The 17,002-nt window shown below is 43.9% G+C and carries 14 protein-coding genes and 1 riboswitch; of the genes, 12 read left to right on the top strand and 2 right to left on the bottom strand.

Annotated features, from left to right (window positions below):
* The first annotated feature begins 79 nt into the window (after positions 1 to 79).
* The gene (locus NSQ09_RS16960; RefSeq protein WP_095843797.1) at positions 80 to 2,005 is read left to right on the top strand and encodes an ATP-dependent DNA helicase; all 1,926 of its coding nucleotides are present in this window, start codon (positions 80 to 82) and stop codon (positions 2,003 to 2,005) included.
* Positions 2,006 to 2,046: 41 nt separating this feature from the next.
* Here the strand turns inward: NSQ09_RS16960 and kduD are convergent, their stop codons facing one another.
* Together kduD and kduI are read right to left on the bottom strand one after the other, a co-directional pair.
* Positions 2,047 to 2,811 (bottom strand): 2-dehydro-3-deoxy-D-gluconate 5-dehydrogenase KduD, encoded by a 765-nt coding sequence (kduD, locus tag NSQ09_RS16955; RefSeq protein WP_095843796.1) that lies wholly within the window; start codon positions 2,809 to 2,811, stop codon positions 2,047 to 2,049.
* Between the two features lies 1 nt (position 2,812).
* On the bottom strand, positions 2,813 to 3,640 hold the full coding sequence (gene kduI, locus NSQ09_RS16950) for a 5-dehydro-4-deoxy-D-glucuronate isomerase (RefSeq protein ID WP_086344004.1): 828 nt from the start codon (positions 3,638 to 3,640) through the stop codon (positions 2,813 to 2,815).
* 221 nt (positions 3,641 to 3,861) lie between these two features.
* Here kduI and kdgR point away from each other — a divergent pair, with 221 nt between their 5' ends.
* The 11 genes from kdgR to dynA all read left to right on the top strand — a co-directional run bounded on the left by kdgR (position 3,862) and on the right by dynA (position 16,965).
* On the top strand, positions 3,862 to 4,881 hold the full coding sequence (kdgR, locus tag NSQ09_RS16945) for a pectin utilization transcriptional regulator KdgR (protein WP_086344003.1): 1,020 nt from the start codon (positions 3,862 to 3,864) through the stop codon (positions 4,879 to 4,881).
* A gap of 37 nt (positions 4,882 to 4,918) precedes the next feature.
* Positions 4,919 to 5,893: a 2-dehydro-3-deoxygluconokinase gene (gene kdgK / locus NSQ09_RS16940; protein ID WP_015251846.1), complete on the top strand. Its 975-nt coding sequence runs from the start codon at positions 4,919 to 4,921 to the stop codon at positions 5,891 to 5,893.
* Position 5,894: 1 nt separating this feature from the next.
* Positions 5,895 to 6,485 carry a bifunctional 4-hydroxy-2-oxoglutarate aldolase/2-dehydro-3-deoxy-phosphogluconate aldolase gene (gene eda, locus NSQ09_RS16935; RefSeq protein ID WP_328206755.1) on the top strand — a complete coding sequence of 197 codons (591 nt, stop codon included), beginning with the start codon at positions 5,895 to 5,897 and terminating at the stop codon, positions 6,483 to 6,485.
* 44 nt (positions 6,486 to 6,529) lie between these two features.
* Positions 6,530 to 7,522 carry a 2-keto-3-deoxygluconate transporter gene (gene kdgT / locus NSQ09_RS16930; RefSeq protein WP_014477146.1) on the top strand — a complete coding sequence of 331 codons (993 nt, stop codon included), beginning with the start codon at positions 6,530 to 6,532 and terminating at the stop codon, positions 7,520 to 7,522.
* Positions 7,523 to 7,633: 111 nt separating this feature from the next.
* Positions 7,634 to 9,139: a carboxypeptidase gene (gene ypwA / locus NSQ09_RS16925; protein ID WP_076458046.1), complete on the top strand. Its 1,506-nt coding sequence runs from the start codon at positions 7,634 to 7,636 to the stop codon at positions 9,137 to 9,139.
* Between the two features lie 141 nt (positions 9,140 to 9,280).
* Positions 9,281 to 9,380: riboswitch (purine riboswitch) on the top strand.
* A 90-nt stretch (positions 9,381 to 9,470) separates the two neighbouring features.
* On the top strand, positions 9,471 to 10,055 hold the full coding sequence (gene xpt, locus NSQ09_RS16920) for a xanthine phosphoribosyltransferase (protein WP_015714142.1): 585 nt from the start codon (positions 9,471 to 9,473) through the stop codon (positions 10,053 to 10,055).
* Complete coding sequence (gene pbuX / locus NSQ09_RS16915) at positions 10,052 to 11,368, top strand: xanthine permease PbuX (protein WP_015714141.1); 1,317 nt, start codon at positions 10,052 to 10,054, stop codon at positions 11,366 to 11,368. The genes xpt and pbuX overlap by 4 nt, the downstream gene beginning before the upstream one ends.
* Positions 11,369 to 11,440: 72 nt before the next feature.
* Complete coding sequence (bpsA, locus tag NSQ09_RS16910) at positions 11,441 to 12,538, top strand: type III polyketide synthase BpsA (protein WP_250622038.1); 1,098 nt, start codon at positions 11,441 to 11,443, stop codon at positions 12,536 to 12,538.
* Positions 12,539 to 12,541: 3 nt separating this feature from the next.
* Positions 12,542 to 13,048 (top strand): alkylpyrone methyltransferase, encoded by a 507-nt coding sequence (gene bpsB, locus NSQ09_RS16905; RefSeq protein ID WP_004398552.1) that lies wholly within the window; start codon positions 12,542 to 12,544, stop codon positions 13,046 to 13,048.
* A gap of 70 nt (positions 13,049 to 13,118) precedes the next feature.
* Positions 13,119 to 13,208 carry a Fur-regulated basic protein FbpC gene (gene fbpC / locus NSQ09_RS16900; protein ID WP_100069434.1) on the top strand — a complete coding sequence of 30 codons (90 nt, stop codon included), beginning with the start codon at positions 13,119 to 13,121 and terminating at the stop codon, positions 13,206 to 13,208.
* Positions 13,209 to 13,383: 175 nt separating this feature from the next.
* Positions 13,384 to 16,965, top strand: a complete 3,582-nt coding sequence (gene dynA / locus NSQ09_RS16895; RefSeq protein ID WP_341032133.1) for a dynamin GTPase — start codon at positions 13,384 to 13,386, stop codon at positions 16,963 to 16,965.
* Positions 16,966 to 17,002 lie beyond the last annotated feature (37 nt).

Raw genomic sequence — 17,002 nt, 5'->3', positions numbered from 1 at the left:
AAGTTTTTTTATTGTATTCATCAGCGGAAAATGATATTATTGGTGGTCTGAATGTCGAATAGTTGGGGGTTGGAACTAGGTGACAACATCACGTTTGCCTTTTTCTTTAACGAAAACAAAGAATTTTTATGAAGAATTGAACAATTGGATTGGTGACGTGTTTTACGATATCCTTCCCGAAAAAGGGTTTGATCTTCGGGACGAGCAAGTATTTATGGCTTTTCAGCTGGAGCGGGCGTTTAAAGAGAAAAAAGTCATGTTCGCCGAAGCTGGAGTGGGAACGGGGAAAACGCTGGTTTATCTTCTTTTTGCAATCAGCTATGCAAGGTATGTCGGCAAACCCGCCATCATCGCTTGTGCAGATGAAACATTAATTGAACAGCTGGTGAAAAAAGAGGGCGATATTTCTAAGCTGGCTGAGCATCTTGATCTGAAAATTGATACAAGACTGTCAAAATCACATGAACAATATTTATGCTTGAAGAAGCTTGAAAAAACAATGCAGCGTTCTGATGATGATAAATGGCTGGATCTTTATGAGTCGTTACCGTCATTTGTCCACGAGTCACAGGCGATGCAGCGCTTTTATCCGTATGGCGACCGTAAGCAGTACGCAAATCTATCGAATGAAGAGTGGTCTGACGTAAGCTACGACTCGTTTCAGGACTGTCTGACTTGTGATATGAGACACAGATGCGGTCTGACACTTTCCAGAGATTACTACCGCAAGTCAACGGACTTAATCATTTGTTCCCATGATTTTTATATGGAGCATGTGTGGACGGAAGAATCACGCAAACGAGAGGGCCAGCTGCCGCTCTTGCCTGATCATAGTGCAGTTGTATTTGATGAGGGGCATTTGTTAGAGTTTGCTGCGCAAAAAGCGCTAACCTATAGAGTGAAGCAGTCTACTCTTGAATTGTTTTTAGAACGATTGCTGCAAAATGACATCAGAGAAGAGTTTGCAGAATTGATTGAAGATGCGCTTCTCGCAAACGACGAATTTTTCTATGTTCTTTCTGAAGAATCAAAGGAAGTAGCCGGTTCACACCGTTTAGAAATAAAAAATGACCAGCGTGTCAAAAAGGCGGCGGACGAGCTTTGCCGTTTACTTGATAAAATCGGTGAGGCACTTGTATTTGAGTCTGAAATGTATACGATTGATCAATACGAGCTGTCAGTAGTGGAAGAATATGTTGAACAAATGGCGTATTCATTATCTCTATATCAAAAGGATGCGATCAGCTGGCTGGAGAAAAAGGAAGCAGAATCAACCTTTGTCGTGATGCCGAGAACGGTAGCAGAAGTACTTGGCGAAAAAGTGTTTTCTAAGAAAATTCCTTATATCTTTTCTTCTGCTACGCTGTCAGAAGGCGGTTCGTTTGATTATATTGCCGACAGTCTTGGGATTCATGATTATTTGTCATTAACTGTTGATTCCCCTTATGATTATGACGAGCAAATGAGTATTAATCTATACGCAAAAACAGATATGGCCGCTGAACAAAAAACGGCTGAAACGGTTGAAACAATCAAACGTTACAAAGGAAGAACGCTGGTGCTTTTCCCTTCTTTTGAAGAATTAAACGAGTTTAAAGAGCTGTCGGCGGCATGGGAGCTGCCGTATCCAATTTTCTTTGAAGGTGATGAGGAAATCAGCAGCTTAGTAGAGAAATTCCAAGAGGAAGAGGAAACAGTACTTTGTTCAGTTCACTTATGGGAAGGACTCGACATTCCCGGTGACGCATTGAAGAATGTTACCATTTGGTCATTGCCGTTCCCGCCACACGATCCTGTATTTACAGCGAAGCGCAACGGAGCGAAAAAAGATCCGTTCGAAGAAGTTGATCTGCCATATATGTTGTTACGTGTACGGCAGGGCATCGGGCGCCTGATTCGCTCGAATCAAGACAGCGGCTCGATTCACATTTACGCTGGCGGAGAAAATGAACGCATCATTGATGAGGTCAAAAAGGTCTTGCCTGTTGAACCGCACATGATGTAATGGAAAAAAGCTGACGATCGTTCGTCAGCTTTTTTTATTTGTCAGCGGGATAGCCAGCCGCCATCAACTGCTAAAATATGTCCATTTACATAATCTGAAGCACGTGATGCCAAAAAGACTGCAGTCCCCCCGATATCATCCGCTTGGCCCCAGCGGCCGGCAGGAATTCTCTTTAAAATGTCCTCATTTCGCTTTTCGTCATCCCGAATAGGCTTTGTATTCGCAGTAGAAATATAGCCTGGGGCGATTGCGTTGACCTGAATACCTGACGCTGCCCACTCATTTGCAAATGATTTTGTCAAACCGGCAACAGCGTGTTTGCTCGCGGTGTAAGCCGGAACGAGGATGCCGCCTTGAAAAGACAGGAGAGAGGCAATATTAATAATCTTTCCATGACCTCTTTTCAGCATGTGCCTGCCAGCAAGCTGTGTCAGAATAAACAGGCTGTTTAGATTGACATTCAGTACGTGCTGCCAGTTCTCTTCTGGAAAATCATCCGCTTTTTCCCGATGAATAATGCCGGCATTATTGACAAGGATGTCGATCTGCCTGTTTTCAAACAGCTCAGCTGCAGAATCCTTTATCGCTTCCGGCTTGCTCATGTCCAATGTAAAAGATGTAAATATCCGGCCTTCCTGTTCCACAAGCTGCTGTGTTTCAGACAGACTGCTTGTATGTGATGTGCCGATAATATCAGCGCCAGCCCCGGCTAGGGCTTTGGCTATTCCTTGACCGATCCCTGTTCCCGGGCCTGTCACCAGCGCTGTTTTTCCTTCTAATGAAAAGGCGTCATGTAGATAACCCATCTTATTTCAGCCCATCCATCGGAACGAGATCCATGTCCGTAAATGTGTAATTTTCTCCAGCCATCGCCCACACAAAGCTATAGTTTGATGTTCCTGCGCCAGAATGAATAGACCAGGCGGGAGAAAGGACAGCCTGCTCATTTCCAACAACAAGATGGCGTGTTTCATCCGGCTGGCCCATGAAATGAAATACCTTTGAGTCCTTTTCAAGATCCAGATAAAGATAAGCCTCCATCCGACGGTCATGAACGTGTGCTGGCATGGTATTCCAGTTGTTGTTTTGATCTAACATCGTTATTCCCATCATCAGCTGACAGCTTTTAATGCCATCCTGATGAATGACTTTGTACAGACTTCTGACATTAGACGCTGCATCATCACCAAGGCGGTCCGGTGTCAGTTCAGGTAGGGCGGCTTTTTGTGTCGGATAGCTTTTGTGGGCGCAAGCGGAGACGAAGTAAAACTTCGCTTTTTCCCCGTTCAGGCTTGAAAACGATACATCCTGATTGCCCATTCCAATATAGAGAAAATCCTTTGTTTGAAGCACATATTCATCATCGCCAACCCTGACAGCGCCAGGCTGGCCGACATTAATAATCCCGATTTCACGCCGTTCCAAAAAGAAGTCTGTTTTTAGAAAATCACCTGCATCAAGCTTCAGTTCACTTTGCCCTGGAGCCGCTCCGCCGATGACAACCCGGTCTTCATGTGAGTAATACATCGTAAGTTTGTTTTCTGTAAATAAAGAATCCATTAAGAAATGACTGCGAAGCTCCTCTGTTGTAAAGCGTTTTACTTGTTCAGGATGTACAGAATAACGATTTTCCATTATATTTCCTCCTTGGTTAGGATTTCAGCATCACTTGAATGAAAATATTTTGGTAACGGTTTCAAAGAAAATTTTAGGATAAATAGTGAAAAGAGTCAACGAAAAAATAATGAATTGACACATTATTAAAAAAACTCTTCCCAAATTTTAAAATTATGGTATTCTTTTGTTGTAACGGTTTTGAAATCGGTTTCAAATATATGAGATACAGGAGCACTTGAATGAAAAAGAAAACAACAGGCCATACAACCATCAAAGATGTAGCTGAATGTGCAGGAGTTTCGAAATCGACAGTTTCCCGCTATATTAACGGAAAAATTGACGCGATTTCTCCTGAAAAAGTGAAAAACATTAAAAAGGCAATCGCAGAATTGAATTATCGGCCGAGTAAAATGGCACAAGGTTTGAAAATAAAAAAAAGCAAGTTAATCGGATTTGTTGTAGCTGACATTACAAATCCTTTTTCGGTCGCTGCTTTTAGGGGAGTCGAAGAGGTTTGTGATCAATATGGATACAGCATTATGGTGTGCAACACAGATAACAGTCCTGAAAAAGAGCGGGAAATGCTCTTAAAGCTAGAAGCCCATTCGGTTGAGGGCTTGATTTTAAACGCAACAGGGGAAAACAAGGATGTACTCCGCGCTTTTGCTGAACAGCAAATTCCAACAATCTTAATTGACCGGAAACTGCCGGATCTGAAACTGGATACCGTAACGACTGACAACAGATGGATCACAAAAGAGATTCTTCAGAAGGTGTACAGCAAAGGGTATACTGATGTCGCGCTGTTTACCGAACCGATTTCCTCTATCAGCCCTCGTGCAGAAAGAGCAGCTGTGTATCAGGAAATGGCTTCGGTTCAAAATGTGAACGGGCTTGTCAGATTGCATGAAATTGACGTAAAAGACAAGGAGCAGCTTAAGGCGGCGCTTCGTTCTTTTCACAAGGAAATGTCGGAGCAAAAAAAAGCGATTCTGGCTTTGAATGGCTTGATTATGCTGAAAATCATCAGCTGTATGGAAGAGCTTGGCCTGCGCATCCCTCAAGATATAGGGATTGCAGGATTCGATGATACGGAGTGGTACAAACTGATCGGTCCAGGCATTACAACGATCGCCCAGCCGTCACATGATATGGGCAGGACGGCGATGGAACGTGTATTAAAAAGGATTGAAGGTGACAAAGGAGCGCCTCAAACCATTGAATTAGAGGCAAAAGTCATCATGAGAAAGTCACTTTAATCCTAGGTGCCCTCAACTAAGAGGAGGTTGGGAAGAGATGAAGCTTGATGCGGTGACATTCGGGGAATCAATGGCCATGTTTTACGCAAATGAGTATGGAGGCCTTCATGAAGTATCCACTTTTTCTAAAGGGCTTGCCGGAGCAGAAAGCAATGTCGCCTGCGGCCTTGCCAGACTCGGATTCCGAATGGGATGGATGAGCAAGGTCGGCAATGATCAGCTCGGAACGTTTATTTTACAAGAGCTTAAAAAAGAGGGAGTGGATGTGTCCCGCGTGATCCGCTCGCAGGACGAAAATCCCACCGGGCTGCTGCTTAAGTCAAAAGTGAAAGAAGGCGACCCGCAAGTTACCTACTATAGGAAAAACTCAGCTGCAAGCACATTAACTTCTGCTGAATATCCGAGAGATTATTTTCAATGCGCAGGTCATTTGCATGTGACAGGTATTCCGCCTGCCTTATCAGCCGAGATGAAAGACTTCACGTACCATGTCATGAACGACATGAGAAACGCAGGGAAAACCATTTCATTCGACCCTAATGTAAGACCTTCGCTTTGGCCTGATCAAGCAACAATGGTACACACAATCAACGATCTGGCTGGGCTTGCAGACTGGTTTTTCCCGGGTATCGCAGAGGGAGAGCTATTGACCGGAGAAAAAACACCTGAAGGCATTGCCGACTATTATTTGAAAAAAGGTGCCAGCTTTGTCGCTATTAAACTCGGAAAAGAAGGCGCTTACTTTAAAACGGGGACAAGTGAAGGATTTCTAGAAGGCTGCCGGGTCGACCGGGTGGTTGATACGGTCGGCGCCGGAGACGGATTTGCAGTCGGTGTAATCAGCGGTATCCTAGACGGCTTGTCGTACAAGGATGCGGTGCAAAGGGGAAATGCGATTGGCGCTTTGCAAGTGCAGGCACCGGGAGATATGGACGGTTTGCCGACCAGGGAGAAATTAGCTTCTTTTTTATCTGCTCAAAGAACGGTTCACCAAAAGAAAGGGGATTATTAATATGGAGTCCAAAGTCGTTGAAAACCGTCTGAAAGAAGCAAAGCTGATTGCAGTCATTCGTTCAAAGGATACGCAGGAGGCCTGTCAGCAGATTGAGAGTTTGTTAGATAAAGGGATTCGTGCAGTTGAAGTGACGTATACGACCCCCGGGGCATCAAATATTATCGAATCCTTCCGTAATAGGGAAGATATTTTAATTGGCGCGGGCACGGTCATCACCGCGCAGCAAGCTGGGGAAGCTGCTGAGGCTGGCGCGCAGTTTATTGTCAGTCCGGGTTTTTCAGCTGATCTTGCTGAACATCTATCTTTTGTAAAGACACATTATATCCCCGGCGTCTTGACTCCGAGCGAAATTATGGAAGCGCTGACATTCGGTTTTACGACATTAAAGCTGTTCCCAAGCGGTGTGTTTGGCATCCCGTTTATGAAAAATTTAGCGGGTCCTTTCCCGCAGGTGACCTTTATTCCGACAGGCGGGATACATCCGTCTGAAGTGCCGGATTGGCTTAGAGCCGGAGCTGGCGCCGTCGGAGTCGGCAGCCAGCTGGGCAGCTGTTCAAAAGAGGATTTGCAGGCTGTTTTCCAAGTGTAAGCGGAATTGTTTTTTCATAACCGGAGGATGGGAGAATCCACAATATGAAAATCAAGGCGACAATTGAACGGGTACCTGGCGGAATGATGATTATTCCGCTATTTCTTGGAGCGGCGCTCAACACGTTTGCGCCTGGAACAGCGGAGTTCTTTGGAGGGTTTACGGGTGCTTTGATTACCGGAACGCTGCCGATACTGGGTGTTTTTATCTTTTGCGTAGGAGCAACGATTGATTTTCGTTCTTCAGGCTATATCGCAAGAAAAGGAATCACGTTATTATTGGGAAAGGTCGGATTTGCGGCGCTGCTTGGCGTGATCGCAGCGCAATTTATACCTGACGAAGGCATACAATCCGGCTTTTTTGCAGGCCTTTCTGTTTTAGCAATTGTCGCGGTAATGAATGAAACGAACGGCGGACTGTATTTGGCGCTCATGAATCACATGGGAAGAAAAGAGGATGCGGGCGCTTTCGCCTTTATCAGTACAGAATCTGGTCCTTTTATGACCATGGTGACGTTTGGTGTGACGGGACTTGCCGCATTCCCATGGGAAACGCTGGCAGCGACAGTCATCCCGTTTTTACTTGGATGTATACTTGGAAATCTGGATCATGATCTCAGAGACTTATTCAGCAAGGTTGTGCCGGCGATCATTCCATTTTTCGCCTTTTCGCTCGGCAATACCTTGAATTTTGGAATGCTGATCCAATCAGGGCTGCTCGGCATTTTTATCGGAGTTTCTGTCGTCATTTTATCGGGCAGTTCTTTGTTTTTGCTTGATCGTTTTATTGCGCGGGGAGATGGTGTCGCGGGAGTGGCCGCTTCTTCTACGGCAGGGGCGGCTGTAGCCGTGCCATATGCATTAGCGGAAGCGAATGCCTCATTTGCGCCAGTTGCTGAGTCGGCAACTGCAATTATCGCGACAAGCGTTATTGTCACCTCGCTCTTAACCCCGCTGGCAACAGTGTGGGTAGATAAAAAAATCAAGCAGAAAAAGCGGAGAACACCTCCTCCAAAAAATCAAATGACGATCAACTGAATAAAAAGGCTGCCGCAAAACATACCGGCAGCCTTTTATACAAACAATTTGACTTTCATACCCCCTTCCATTAGCCTGTAATGGAACGGCTAGAATAGGGAGGGAATGGATATGGAGATACATACATATGAAAAAGAATTTTTTGATCTTTTAAAAAGAATCTCACATTACAGCGAAGCAGTTGCGTTAATGCACTGGGACTCCAGAACAGGCGCGCCGAAAAACGGCTCAGAGGATCGTGCCGAAAGCATCGGCCAGCTTTCAACAGATATATTCAATATCCAAATATCAGATCGAATGAAGGAGCTTATCGATGTCCTGTATGAACGATTTGATGACTTGTCGGAAGATACGAAAAAAGCAGTGGAACTGGCGAAAAAAGAGTATGAAGAGAATAAGAAAATCCCTGAGGCTGAATACAAAGAATACGTGATTCTGTGTTCAAAGGCAGAAACAGCGTGGGAGGAAGCGAAAGGAAAATCTGATTTCAGCTTGTTTTCTCCTTATTTAGAACAGCTGATTGAATTCAATAAACGTTTTATTACGTATTGGGGATATCAAGAGCATCCTTATGATGCATTGCTTGATTTGTTTGAGCCCGGCGTCACGGTAAAGGTGCTTGATCAGCTGTTTGCTGAGCTGAAGGAAGCGATTATCCCTCTTGTTAAACAGGTGACAGCTTCCGGAAATAAACCAGATACAAGCTTTCTTACAAAAGCGTTCCCGAAAGAAAAGCAAAAAGAGCTCAGTCTGTATTTTTTACAGGAGCTTGGCTACGATTTTGATGGCGGAAGACTTGATGAAACCGTTCATCCGTTTGCAACTACGCTGAATCGGGGAGACGTCCGGGTCACGACGAGATATGATGAAAAAGATTTCCGGACGGCGATCTTTGGCACCATTCATGAGTGCGGGCACGCGATTTACGAGCAAAATATTGATGAAGCACTCAGTGGCACGAATTTGTCAGACGGCGCATCAATGGGAATTCATGAATCGCAATCATTATTTTACGAGAATTTTATCGGCCGCAACAAGCATTTTTGGACACCGTACTATCAGAAGATTCAAGAAGCATCACCTGAACAGTTCAAGGACATCTCCCTGGATGATTTTGTCCGGGCAATCAATGAATCAAAACCTTCATTTATCAGGGTCGAAGCGGATGAATTAACGTATCCTCTTCATATCATCATCCGTTATGAAATTGAAAAAGCGATTTTCAGCAATGAAGTGTCTGTGGAAGATCTGCCGTCGCTTTGGAATCAAAAATACCAAGATTATTTAGGGATTACACCGCAGACCGACGCAGAGGGGATTTTACAGGACGTCCATTGGGCAGGTGGTGATTTCGGCTACTTCCCATCCTATGCGCTCGGCTACATGTATGCGGCTCAGCTGAAACAAAAAATGCTTGAGGATCTCCCTGAATTTGACGCTCTCTTGGAAAGAGGAGAGTTCCATCCGATAAAGCAATGGCTGACGGAAAAGGTGCACATTCACGGAAAACGGAAAAAGCCGTTAGACATTATTAAAGATGCAACAGGAGAAGAGCTGAATGTCCGCTATTTAATTGATTATTTATCAAACAAATATTCAAATCTCTATCTGTCATAATCAAAAGCCTGGCGGCGCGGTCGTCAGGCTCTTTTATATCGAATTCCCTTGAAATACGAATGATATCTAAAAAAACAAAAATAAAGTTCGGGAATTTTTATTTTCAGCCTATGCAAGGGATTAGAATCTTGATATAATTTATTACAATGTAATAGGAACACTCATATAATCGCGTGGATATGGCACGCAAGTTTCTACCGGGCACCGTAAATGTCCGACTATGGGTGAGCAATGGAACCGCACGTGTACGGTTTTTTGTGATATCAGCATTGCTTGCTCTTTATTTGAGCGGGCAATGCTTTTTTTATTCTCATAACGGAGGTAAGACAAGATGGAAGCACTGAAACGGAAAATAGAGGAAGAAGGCGTCGTATTATCTGATCAGGTATTGAAAGTGGATTCTTTTTTGAATCACCAAATTGATCCGCTGCTTATGCAGAGAGTTGGTGACGAATTTGCGTCCAGGTTTGCAAAAGACGGTATTACCAAAATTGTGACAATCGAATCATCAGGTATCGCTCCCGCTGTAATGACGGGCTTGAAGCTGGGTGTGCCAGTTGTCTTCGCGAGAAAGCATAAATCGTTAACACTCACCGACAATTTGCTGACAGCGTCTGTTTATTCCTTTACGAAACAAACAGAAAGCCAAATCGCAGTGTCTGGGACCCACCTGTCGGATCAGGATCATGTGCTGATTATCGATGATTTTTTGGCAAATGGACAGGCAGCGCACGGGCTTGTGTCGATTGTGAAGCAAGCGGGAGCTTCTATTGCGGGAATTGGCATTGTTATTGAAAAGTCATTTCAGCCGGGAAGAGATGAACTTGTGAAACTGGGCTACCGAGTGGAATCTTTGGCAAGAATTCAGTCTTTAGAAGAAGGGAAAGTGTCCTTCGTACAGGAGGTTCATTCATGAGAAATGGATTCGGCAAAACGCTGTCTTTAGGGATTCAGCATGTTCTTGCCATGTATGCCGGCGCTATTGTTGTTCCTCTGATTGTTGGAAAAGCAATGGGACTGACTGTCGAGCAGCTGACTTACTTAGTATCGATTGATATTTTTATGTGCGGTGTGGCTACCCTTCTGCAAGTGTGGAGCAACCGATTTTTTGGGATCGGGCTTCCGGTAGTGCTTGGATGTACCTTTACAGCTGTATCGCCAATGATTGCGATTGGATCTGAATATGGGGTTTCAACAGTTTACGGCAGCATTATCGCTTCAGGCATTCTTGTCATTTTTATTTCATTTTTCTTTGGAAAGCTCGTATCGTTTTTTCCGCCGGTCGTGACAGGCTCTGTTGTTACGATTATCGGTATTACATTGATGCCGGTTGCCATGAATAACATGGCCGGCGGAGAAGGAAGTGCAGATTTCGGAGATCTCTCCAACCTTGCTCTTGCTTTTACCGTGTTGAGTATCATTGTGCTTCTGTACCGTTTTACAAAAGGCTTTATCAAGTCCGTCTCGATTTTGATCGGTATTTTGATTGGCACCTTCATCGCTTATTTTATGGGGAAAGTTCAATTTGATAATGTTTCGGACGCGGCAGTTGTTCAAATGATTCAGCCATTTTACTTCGGCGCGCCGTCTTTTCACGCAGCGCCTATCATTACGATGTCCATCGTTGCAATTGTCAGCCTTGTGGAGTCAACTGGTGTTTACTTTGCTTTAGGTGACCTGACAAACCGCCGTTTGACAGAGAAAGATTTGTCTAAAGGCTATCGAGCTGAAGGACTGGCTGTGCTTCTGGGCGGTATTTTTAACGCTTTTCCTTATACGGCATTCTCTCAAAATGTCGGGCTTGTTCAGCTCACAGGGATCAAAAAAAATGCCGTCATTGTGGTCACAGGTGTGATACTAATGGCATTTGGGCTGTTTCCAAAGATCGCTGCTTTCACGACCATTATTCCATCCGCTGTTTTGGGCGGTGCAATGGTGGCGATGTTTGGAATGGTGATCGCTTACGGAATTAAAATGCTCAGCCGCATTGATTTTGCGAAACAGGAAAATCTGCTGATTGTTGCCTGCTCAGTGGGATTGGGGCTCGGTGTGACCGTTGTGCCGGATATTTTCAAACAGCTTCCGAGTGCCTTAACGCTGCTTACAACGAATGGCATTGTGGCGGGCAGCTTTACTGCAGTCGTCTTAAATATTGTATATAACGTTTTTTCTAAAGCTAAAAAAACAGAACAAGAAGCTGACCTCGCTGAACAAAAAACAGCAGTCTAACTCCGCCGCGGCGGAGTTTTTTTGCATATAAAAAAGATTGTTGCGGCACAATGTATGCAAAGAGGTGATCGCATGGCGTTTATTTTATCCATTGGAACAAGTCTTCCTGCGTATAATGTAAACCAAGAGAAAGCGGCCGAGTTCGCCCGCTATATGTTTCAGCATTCTTTTAAGGATATTGACCGGCTGTTATCCTCCTTTAAAAACGGGCAAATCCATTCGAGACAGTTTGTTAAGCCGATTGAATGGTATAAAGAGGGGCACAGCTTTGAAGAAAAAAATCAAATATACATAGAAGAAACACTTAAACACAGCAGAGCGGCTGTTCGTGAGTGCCTCTCTCATCCGGAATTTTTTCAAGAAGCCATTCCTTATGAGAAAGTGGAAGCTGTTTTTTTCGTCTCCAGCACAGGTCTTTCCACACCGAGTATCGAGGCGCGGCTTATGAATGAACTTCCGTTTTCTCCATATACGAAGCGGATTCCGATTTGGGGGCTTGGCTGTGCAGGAGGAGCCAGCGGACTTGCGCGTGCAGCCGAATACTGCAAAGCGTATCCTGAGGCTTTTGTGCTTGTCATTGCTGCCGAGCTGTGCAGCCTGACATTCCAGCCGGAAGATAAAACGAAAAGCAATCTGATTGGCACCTCGCTTTTTGGTGACGGCATTGCCGCAGCTTTATTATGCGGAGAGAAGGCGGACCGCAGGATGTCAAAGCTGAAGCTTGCGCCGAAGATAATGGACGCCCAATCTGTTTTGATGAAACAATCAGAAGATGTCATGGGCTGGGACTTTACCGATCAAGGATTCAAAGTCATTTTCTCACGAGATATTCCGACCTTGGTGGAAAAATGGCTCAAAACAAATGTACAGATTTTTTTGGACAAACATAAGTTGTCATTCCATGATATCAGTGTTTTTTTGGCGCATCCAGGCGGAAAAAAAGTGATCGATGCATACATCAAAAGTCTCGGGCTGTCGTCAGAAAAGCTTTCATCTGCGCAAAGCATTTTGCAAAAGCACGGAAATATGTCTTCAGCCACAATCTTGTATGTGATCAAAGACCATCTGCAGAACGGACATAAAAAGGAAGATGAACGAGGACTGATTGGCGCATTAGGGCCAGGTTTTTCATCAGAGTTGCTATTATTCAGCTGGGAAAAGGGGGCCTGACTCATGTTTTGGTTGTTGATCGCCATTCTCATTGTTCAAAGAGCAGCAGAAATGGCAGTGGCCAGGCAAAACGAACAAAAGGTAAAGAAGCAAGGAGCAATTGAATTTGGCGAGAGCCACTATCCATATATCATTACGATGCATATCCTTTTTTTCCTGTCCTTAATTGCCGAAGTGCTGCTGATGAATAAACAGCCGTCCAGCTGGTGGCTCGGTATCGCTGCAGTGATTTTAAGCGTACAGATCGTACGGTATTGGGCGCTTTGTTCCTTAGGGGCATATTGGAATACGAAAATCCTTGTTGTTCCAGGTGTAGAGCTTGTAAAAAAAGGTCCATATAAATGGATGAAACATCCAAACTATGCCGTTGTTATACTCGAAATTTTGCTGATTCCGCTGCTTTATCAAGCATACGTCACCATGTGTCTGTTTTCCATTTTCAATGCCGTGTTGTTAAGCGTCAGAATTCGCGCAGAAGACAAAGCATTACAGGAATACAGCGTAAAATAGCGATTGAAAATCATTCTCAACCATGTTAAAATGAATTTGAAAAAGATTCTCAATCAGGATGGTGAAGCAAATGACAATGCTGTTTTTGCTTGGAGCGGTTTGTACATATAGTGTATTAATTGGTTTTGTATTAAAAGGAATCTCTAATAAATCTGTTTGATGAATCTGGAACTTGTAAAAGTTGCAGATTTTCTTTTATAGAAGCTGCCGTAATGGCGGCTTTTTTCTATTCTCCTAAAGAAATTTGGTTTATTCTTGTGTAAAATGTAAAGGGAATGAATTCAGATCTTTCGAAAAAGGTTCACAATTGAAACGGCACAAAGGGGTTCAGACTTATGACAGATCAAAACAGAAAAGAGCTTTTGCAAAAAACTGGGGAAATTTATAAGCAATTTATTGAGAATCAAGATGAACAAAGGGCTGCTAAACTGGCTGCGGTCATGAAAAAAGCGGCTGATGAAGAGGTTTATATCGCGTTTACCGGGCATTATTCAGCGGGAAAATCGTCACTGCTGAACTGCCTGTTAATGGAGAATATTTTGCCGACAAGCCCGATTCCGACAAGCGCTAACCTTGTTGTGATCAGAAACGGGGAAAAGCGAGTTCTGCTTCATACAACAGACGGAGCGTGTGCTGAGCTGGAAGGGACTTACCAGAAAGACAAGGTGCAGCAATATTGTAAAGACGGGGAACAGATTGAAAGCGTCGAAATTTTTGACAGGTATACTGAGATCGATTCCGGGGTTGCGTATATTGATACTCCAGGGATAGATTCAACAGATGATGCTCATTTTCTATCGGCTGCTTCTATTCTTCACCAAGCGGATGCGCTGTTTTACGTCGTTCACTATAATCACGTGCACTCTGAGGAAAATGTAAAGTTTCTCAGATCAATAAAAGAAAGCATTCCGAATGTGTATTTTATCGTCAATCAAATTGACCGCCATGATGAGACGGAGACGAAATTTGGAGACTATCAAGCGCAGGTAGAGGAGATGCTTTGCAATGAAGGGATTTCAAGGGAAGCGCTCTATTTTACATCAGTAACAGAACCGGATCACCCGTTCAATCAGATGGGGGCCCTGAGAGAAGAGTTAAGAAGAATAGAACAGCAATCAAAAAGCAATATGCAGGCTTTAACGGAACAAAAAGTCCGTAATCTGCTAAAGGAACATACGGAAATGCTGAAGAAAGACGAAACAGGTGCTCCGAGTTTCGCTGAACAGCTTAATATCCAAATTGGACTGGTCCAATCGCTGCGTGATCAATTGAATGAGGCCGAAAAACAAACGACTGAGGCAGAGAAGAGGATGCAGGAAGAAATCAATCGTATTTTAAAAAACGCAAACCTGACGCCTTTTGAAATGCGTGAATTGGCAGCTGCATTTTTAGAATCACAAGAGCCTTCTTTTAAAACCGGCTTTTTCTTTTCTAAAGCGAAAACTGCACAGGAAAGAGATAAAAGGCGGAATGCTTTTTTCTCTGATGTGGCAAAACGAACAGAGGCCGAAGCGGATTGGCATATGATAGACACGCTTCATAAACTCGCCAAGGTATTTGATGTCTATACCGCTGAAAGTGAAAAGCTGATTCAGGCCTATCGCACACCGCTTGATATAAGCATCATTGAACGCGCGGTCAAGCATGGTGCAGCCTTTTCCTCTGAATATGTATTGCAATATACAAAAGACTTGGCAGAGCTCATCCGGAAAGAGGCGAAAAGAGAAGCCGCAGACATCATAAAGGTGCTCTCCGCTATGGTGAAAGAGCGTGTTTCCAAAGATGTGCAAACAATTAACGACCGGCTCGTCCAAGAATCAGAAAAACTTGTCTTTCTTCAAGAACAGGCGCGTTTAGAGAATAATGCCCGAGAGAAAACCGATCGCCTGTGGGCCATTTGGGAAGAAGAGTCCGCATGCCCAATGCATATAGACACAGAATGGTTTAAATCGAAGAAAACAAGAGTGGCGGCTCCAGAGCAGAAACAAGGCCGAAGCCAGCTGACGGCGCAGCCGATGCCGAAATCAGAAATCAAAATGGAACAAGAAATGCCGCTTCAAGACCAAATCAAAAGCTTTTACACTTTGTCTGACCTTTTAGGCGAATACAGCATGTTGTTAAAGCAAACTTCAGCGTTTCGTGAAAGGGTGAAAAGGCTTGAGGAACGGAAATTTACACTCGCTCTTTTTGGAGGCTTTAGCTCGGGGAAATCATCATTTGCCAATGCGCTTGTCGGCGAAAGAGTGCTGCCATCCTCACCAACGCCAACCACAGCGACAATTAACAAGATCACAAAGCCAATCAATGGCAACTTAAACAAAACAGCGGATGTAGTGTTTAAGACAGAGGATGACATAACGGCTGAGATTTTGCAGCTCACCGGAATATCAAAGGAACCGGCAGGCCGTTCCTTCACAGAGAAGTGGGAAAAGGCAGTCAAAAAAAACAGGCTGCAGGAAGAACACGTGAAATTGATCAGCAATTTTCTGCTTGCATACGAGAAGTATCAGCAGTATATACAGGAACAGAAGAAATTAACGATTCCGCTCTCTGAATTAAAGCCGTATGTAGCAGAGGAAACAACGGCCTGTGCTGTGAAAGAGGTAACGGTCTACTATACATGTCCGCTCACTGAAAAAGGGATTACGATCGTTGATACACCCGGCGCGAGCAGCATGAATAAACGGCATACAGAGCTGGCATTCCAATATATCAAAGATGCTGATGCATTTTTTTATATGACTTACTATCAGCACTCGTTTTCAAAAGGAGACCGTTCATTTTTGCGAAAGCTTGGACTTGTGAAAGAATCGCTCAGCATGGATAAAATGTTTTTTATTATTAATGCTGCAGACCTTGCAAAAGATAAAACAGAACTCGAAACAGTGACCGATTATGTCAGCGCAGAGCTTGTAAAAGAAGGGGTTTATGAACCGCAGCTCTTTACTGTATCAAGTAAGGAGGAACTGGTGGGAAAACCGGAGTCATTTTATAATCAGTTCTCGAAAGTAAGAAAACACTTAGACCGGTTTATCGAAGTGGATGTAAAAAAAGCGTCAGCAGCGCAGCTCAGTTCGGAGGCAGACAAACTATGCGGAACCGTTTTTCAGCTTCACCAATCCCAGCATCAGTCCCGAGAAGAGAAGGAAGCGCAGAAACAGCGTCTTATGCTGTCATTTGAGCGGACAGCGGCCGATATCGAGAAACGGCGGAACTCAGAAACCATCATTGAAAAAGTAAAAAAAGATACAAGAGAGCAGCTATATCACATTGCACAGCGATTATCATATTTTGCAAATGATTTATTAAAATCGGCATTTCATCCCGGGCTGCAAAACGGGGATTGGAAAAAGAACGTCAGTAAGGCGATGACAACAGCCTTACATGAATATCAATTTGAATATATTCAGGAAATCAAAACGCTTGATGTTCGCATGAGCGGTTTCATCGAACGGTATATCAATGAAGAATGGCTGGATCATTTTCAAAAAACATTAAACGAGGACGGTTATTTTTCCGTTTATGCGGGTGATCAGCATTCGAACGGCATACAGTTGAAGGAAGTTGAACCGGAAATAGAAGAACGTGCTTTTGAGCAGGAACTAAAAGAGATCAAATCACCGAAGCAGTTTTTTGAGCAGAAAGGAAAAGCGGCCTTTATCGAAGCTGTACGGATGAAACTTACGAAAATCACAGAGGCATGGATAAAAAATGAAGAAGAAAGCCTGATCTTTCATTACACTGCTCACCTCAGACGCTTACAGGAAGATATGGGTGAAAAAGCAATCGCGCAAATAACGGATCAAAAAGAGACATATTTAAGAGGGTATGCGGAAGGGGAACATGCGAAAGAGATTGAAATGGCGTACCAGGCGTGCATCTCCTGGAAAAATTCAGACAATACAATAAAAATGTAAAATTCAGTTGGCTTGTATTTCAAGTCATGATAGACTA

The organism is Bacillus sp. FSL W8-1202, assembly GCF_038006165.1.
Lineage (GTDB): Bacteria > Bacillota > Bacilli > Bacillales > Bacillaceae > Bacillus > Bacillus subtilis.
This window is presented reverse-complemented; position numbering and strand designations above follow the sequence as displayed.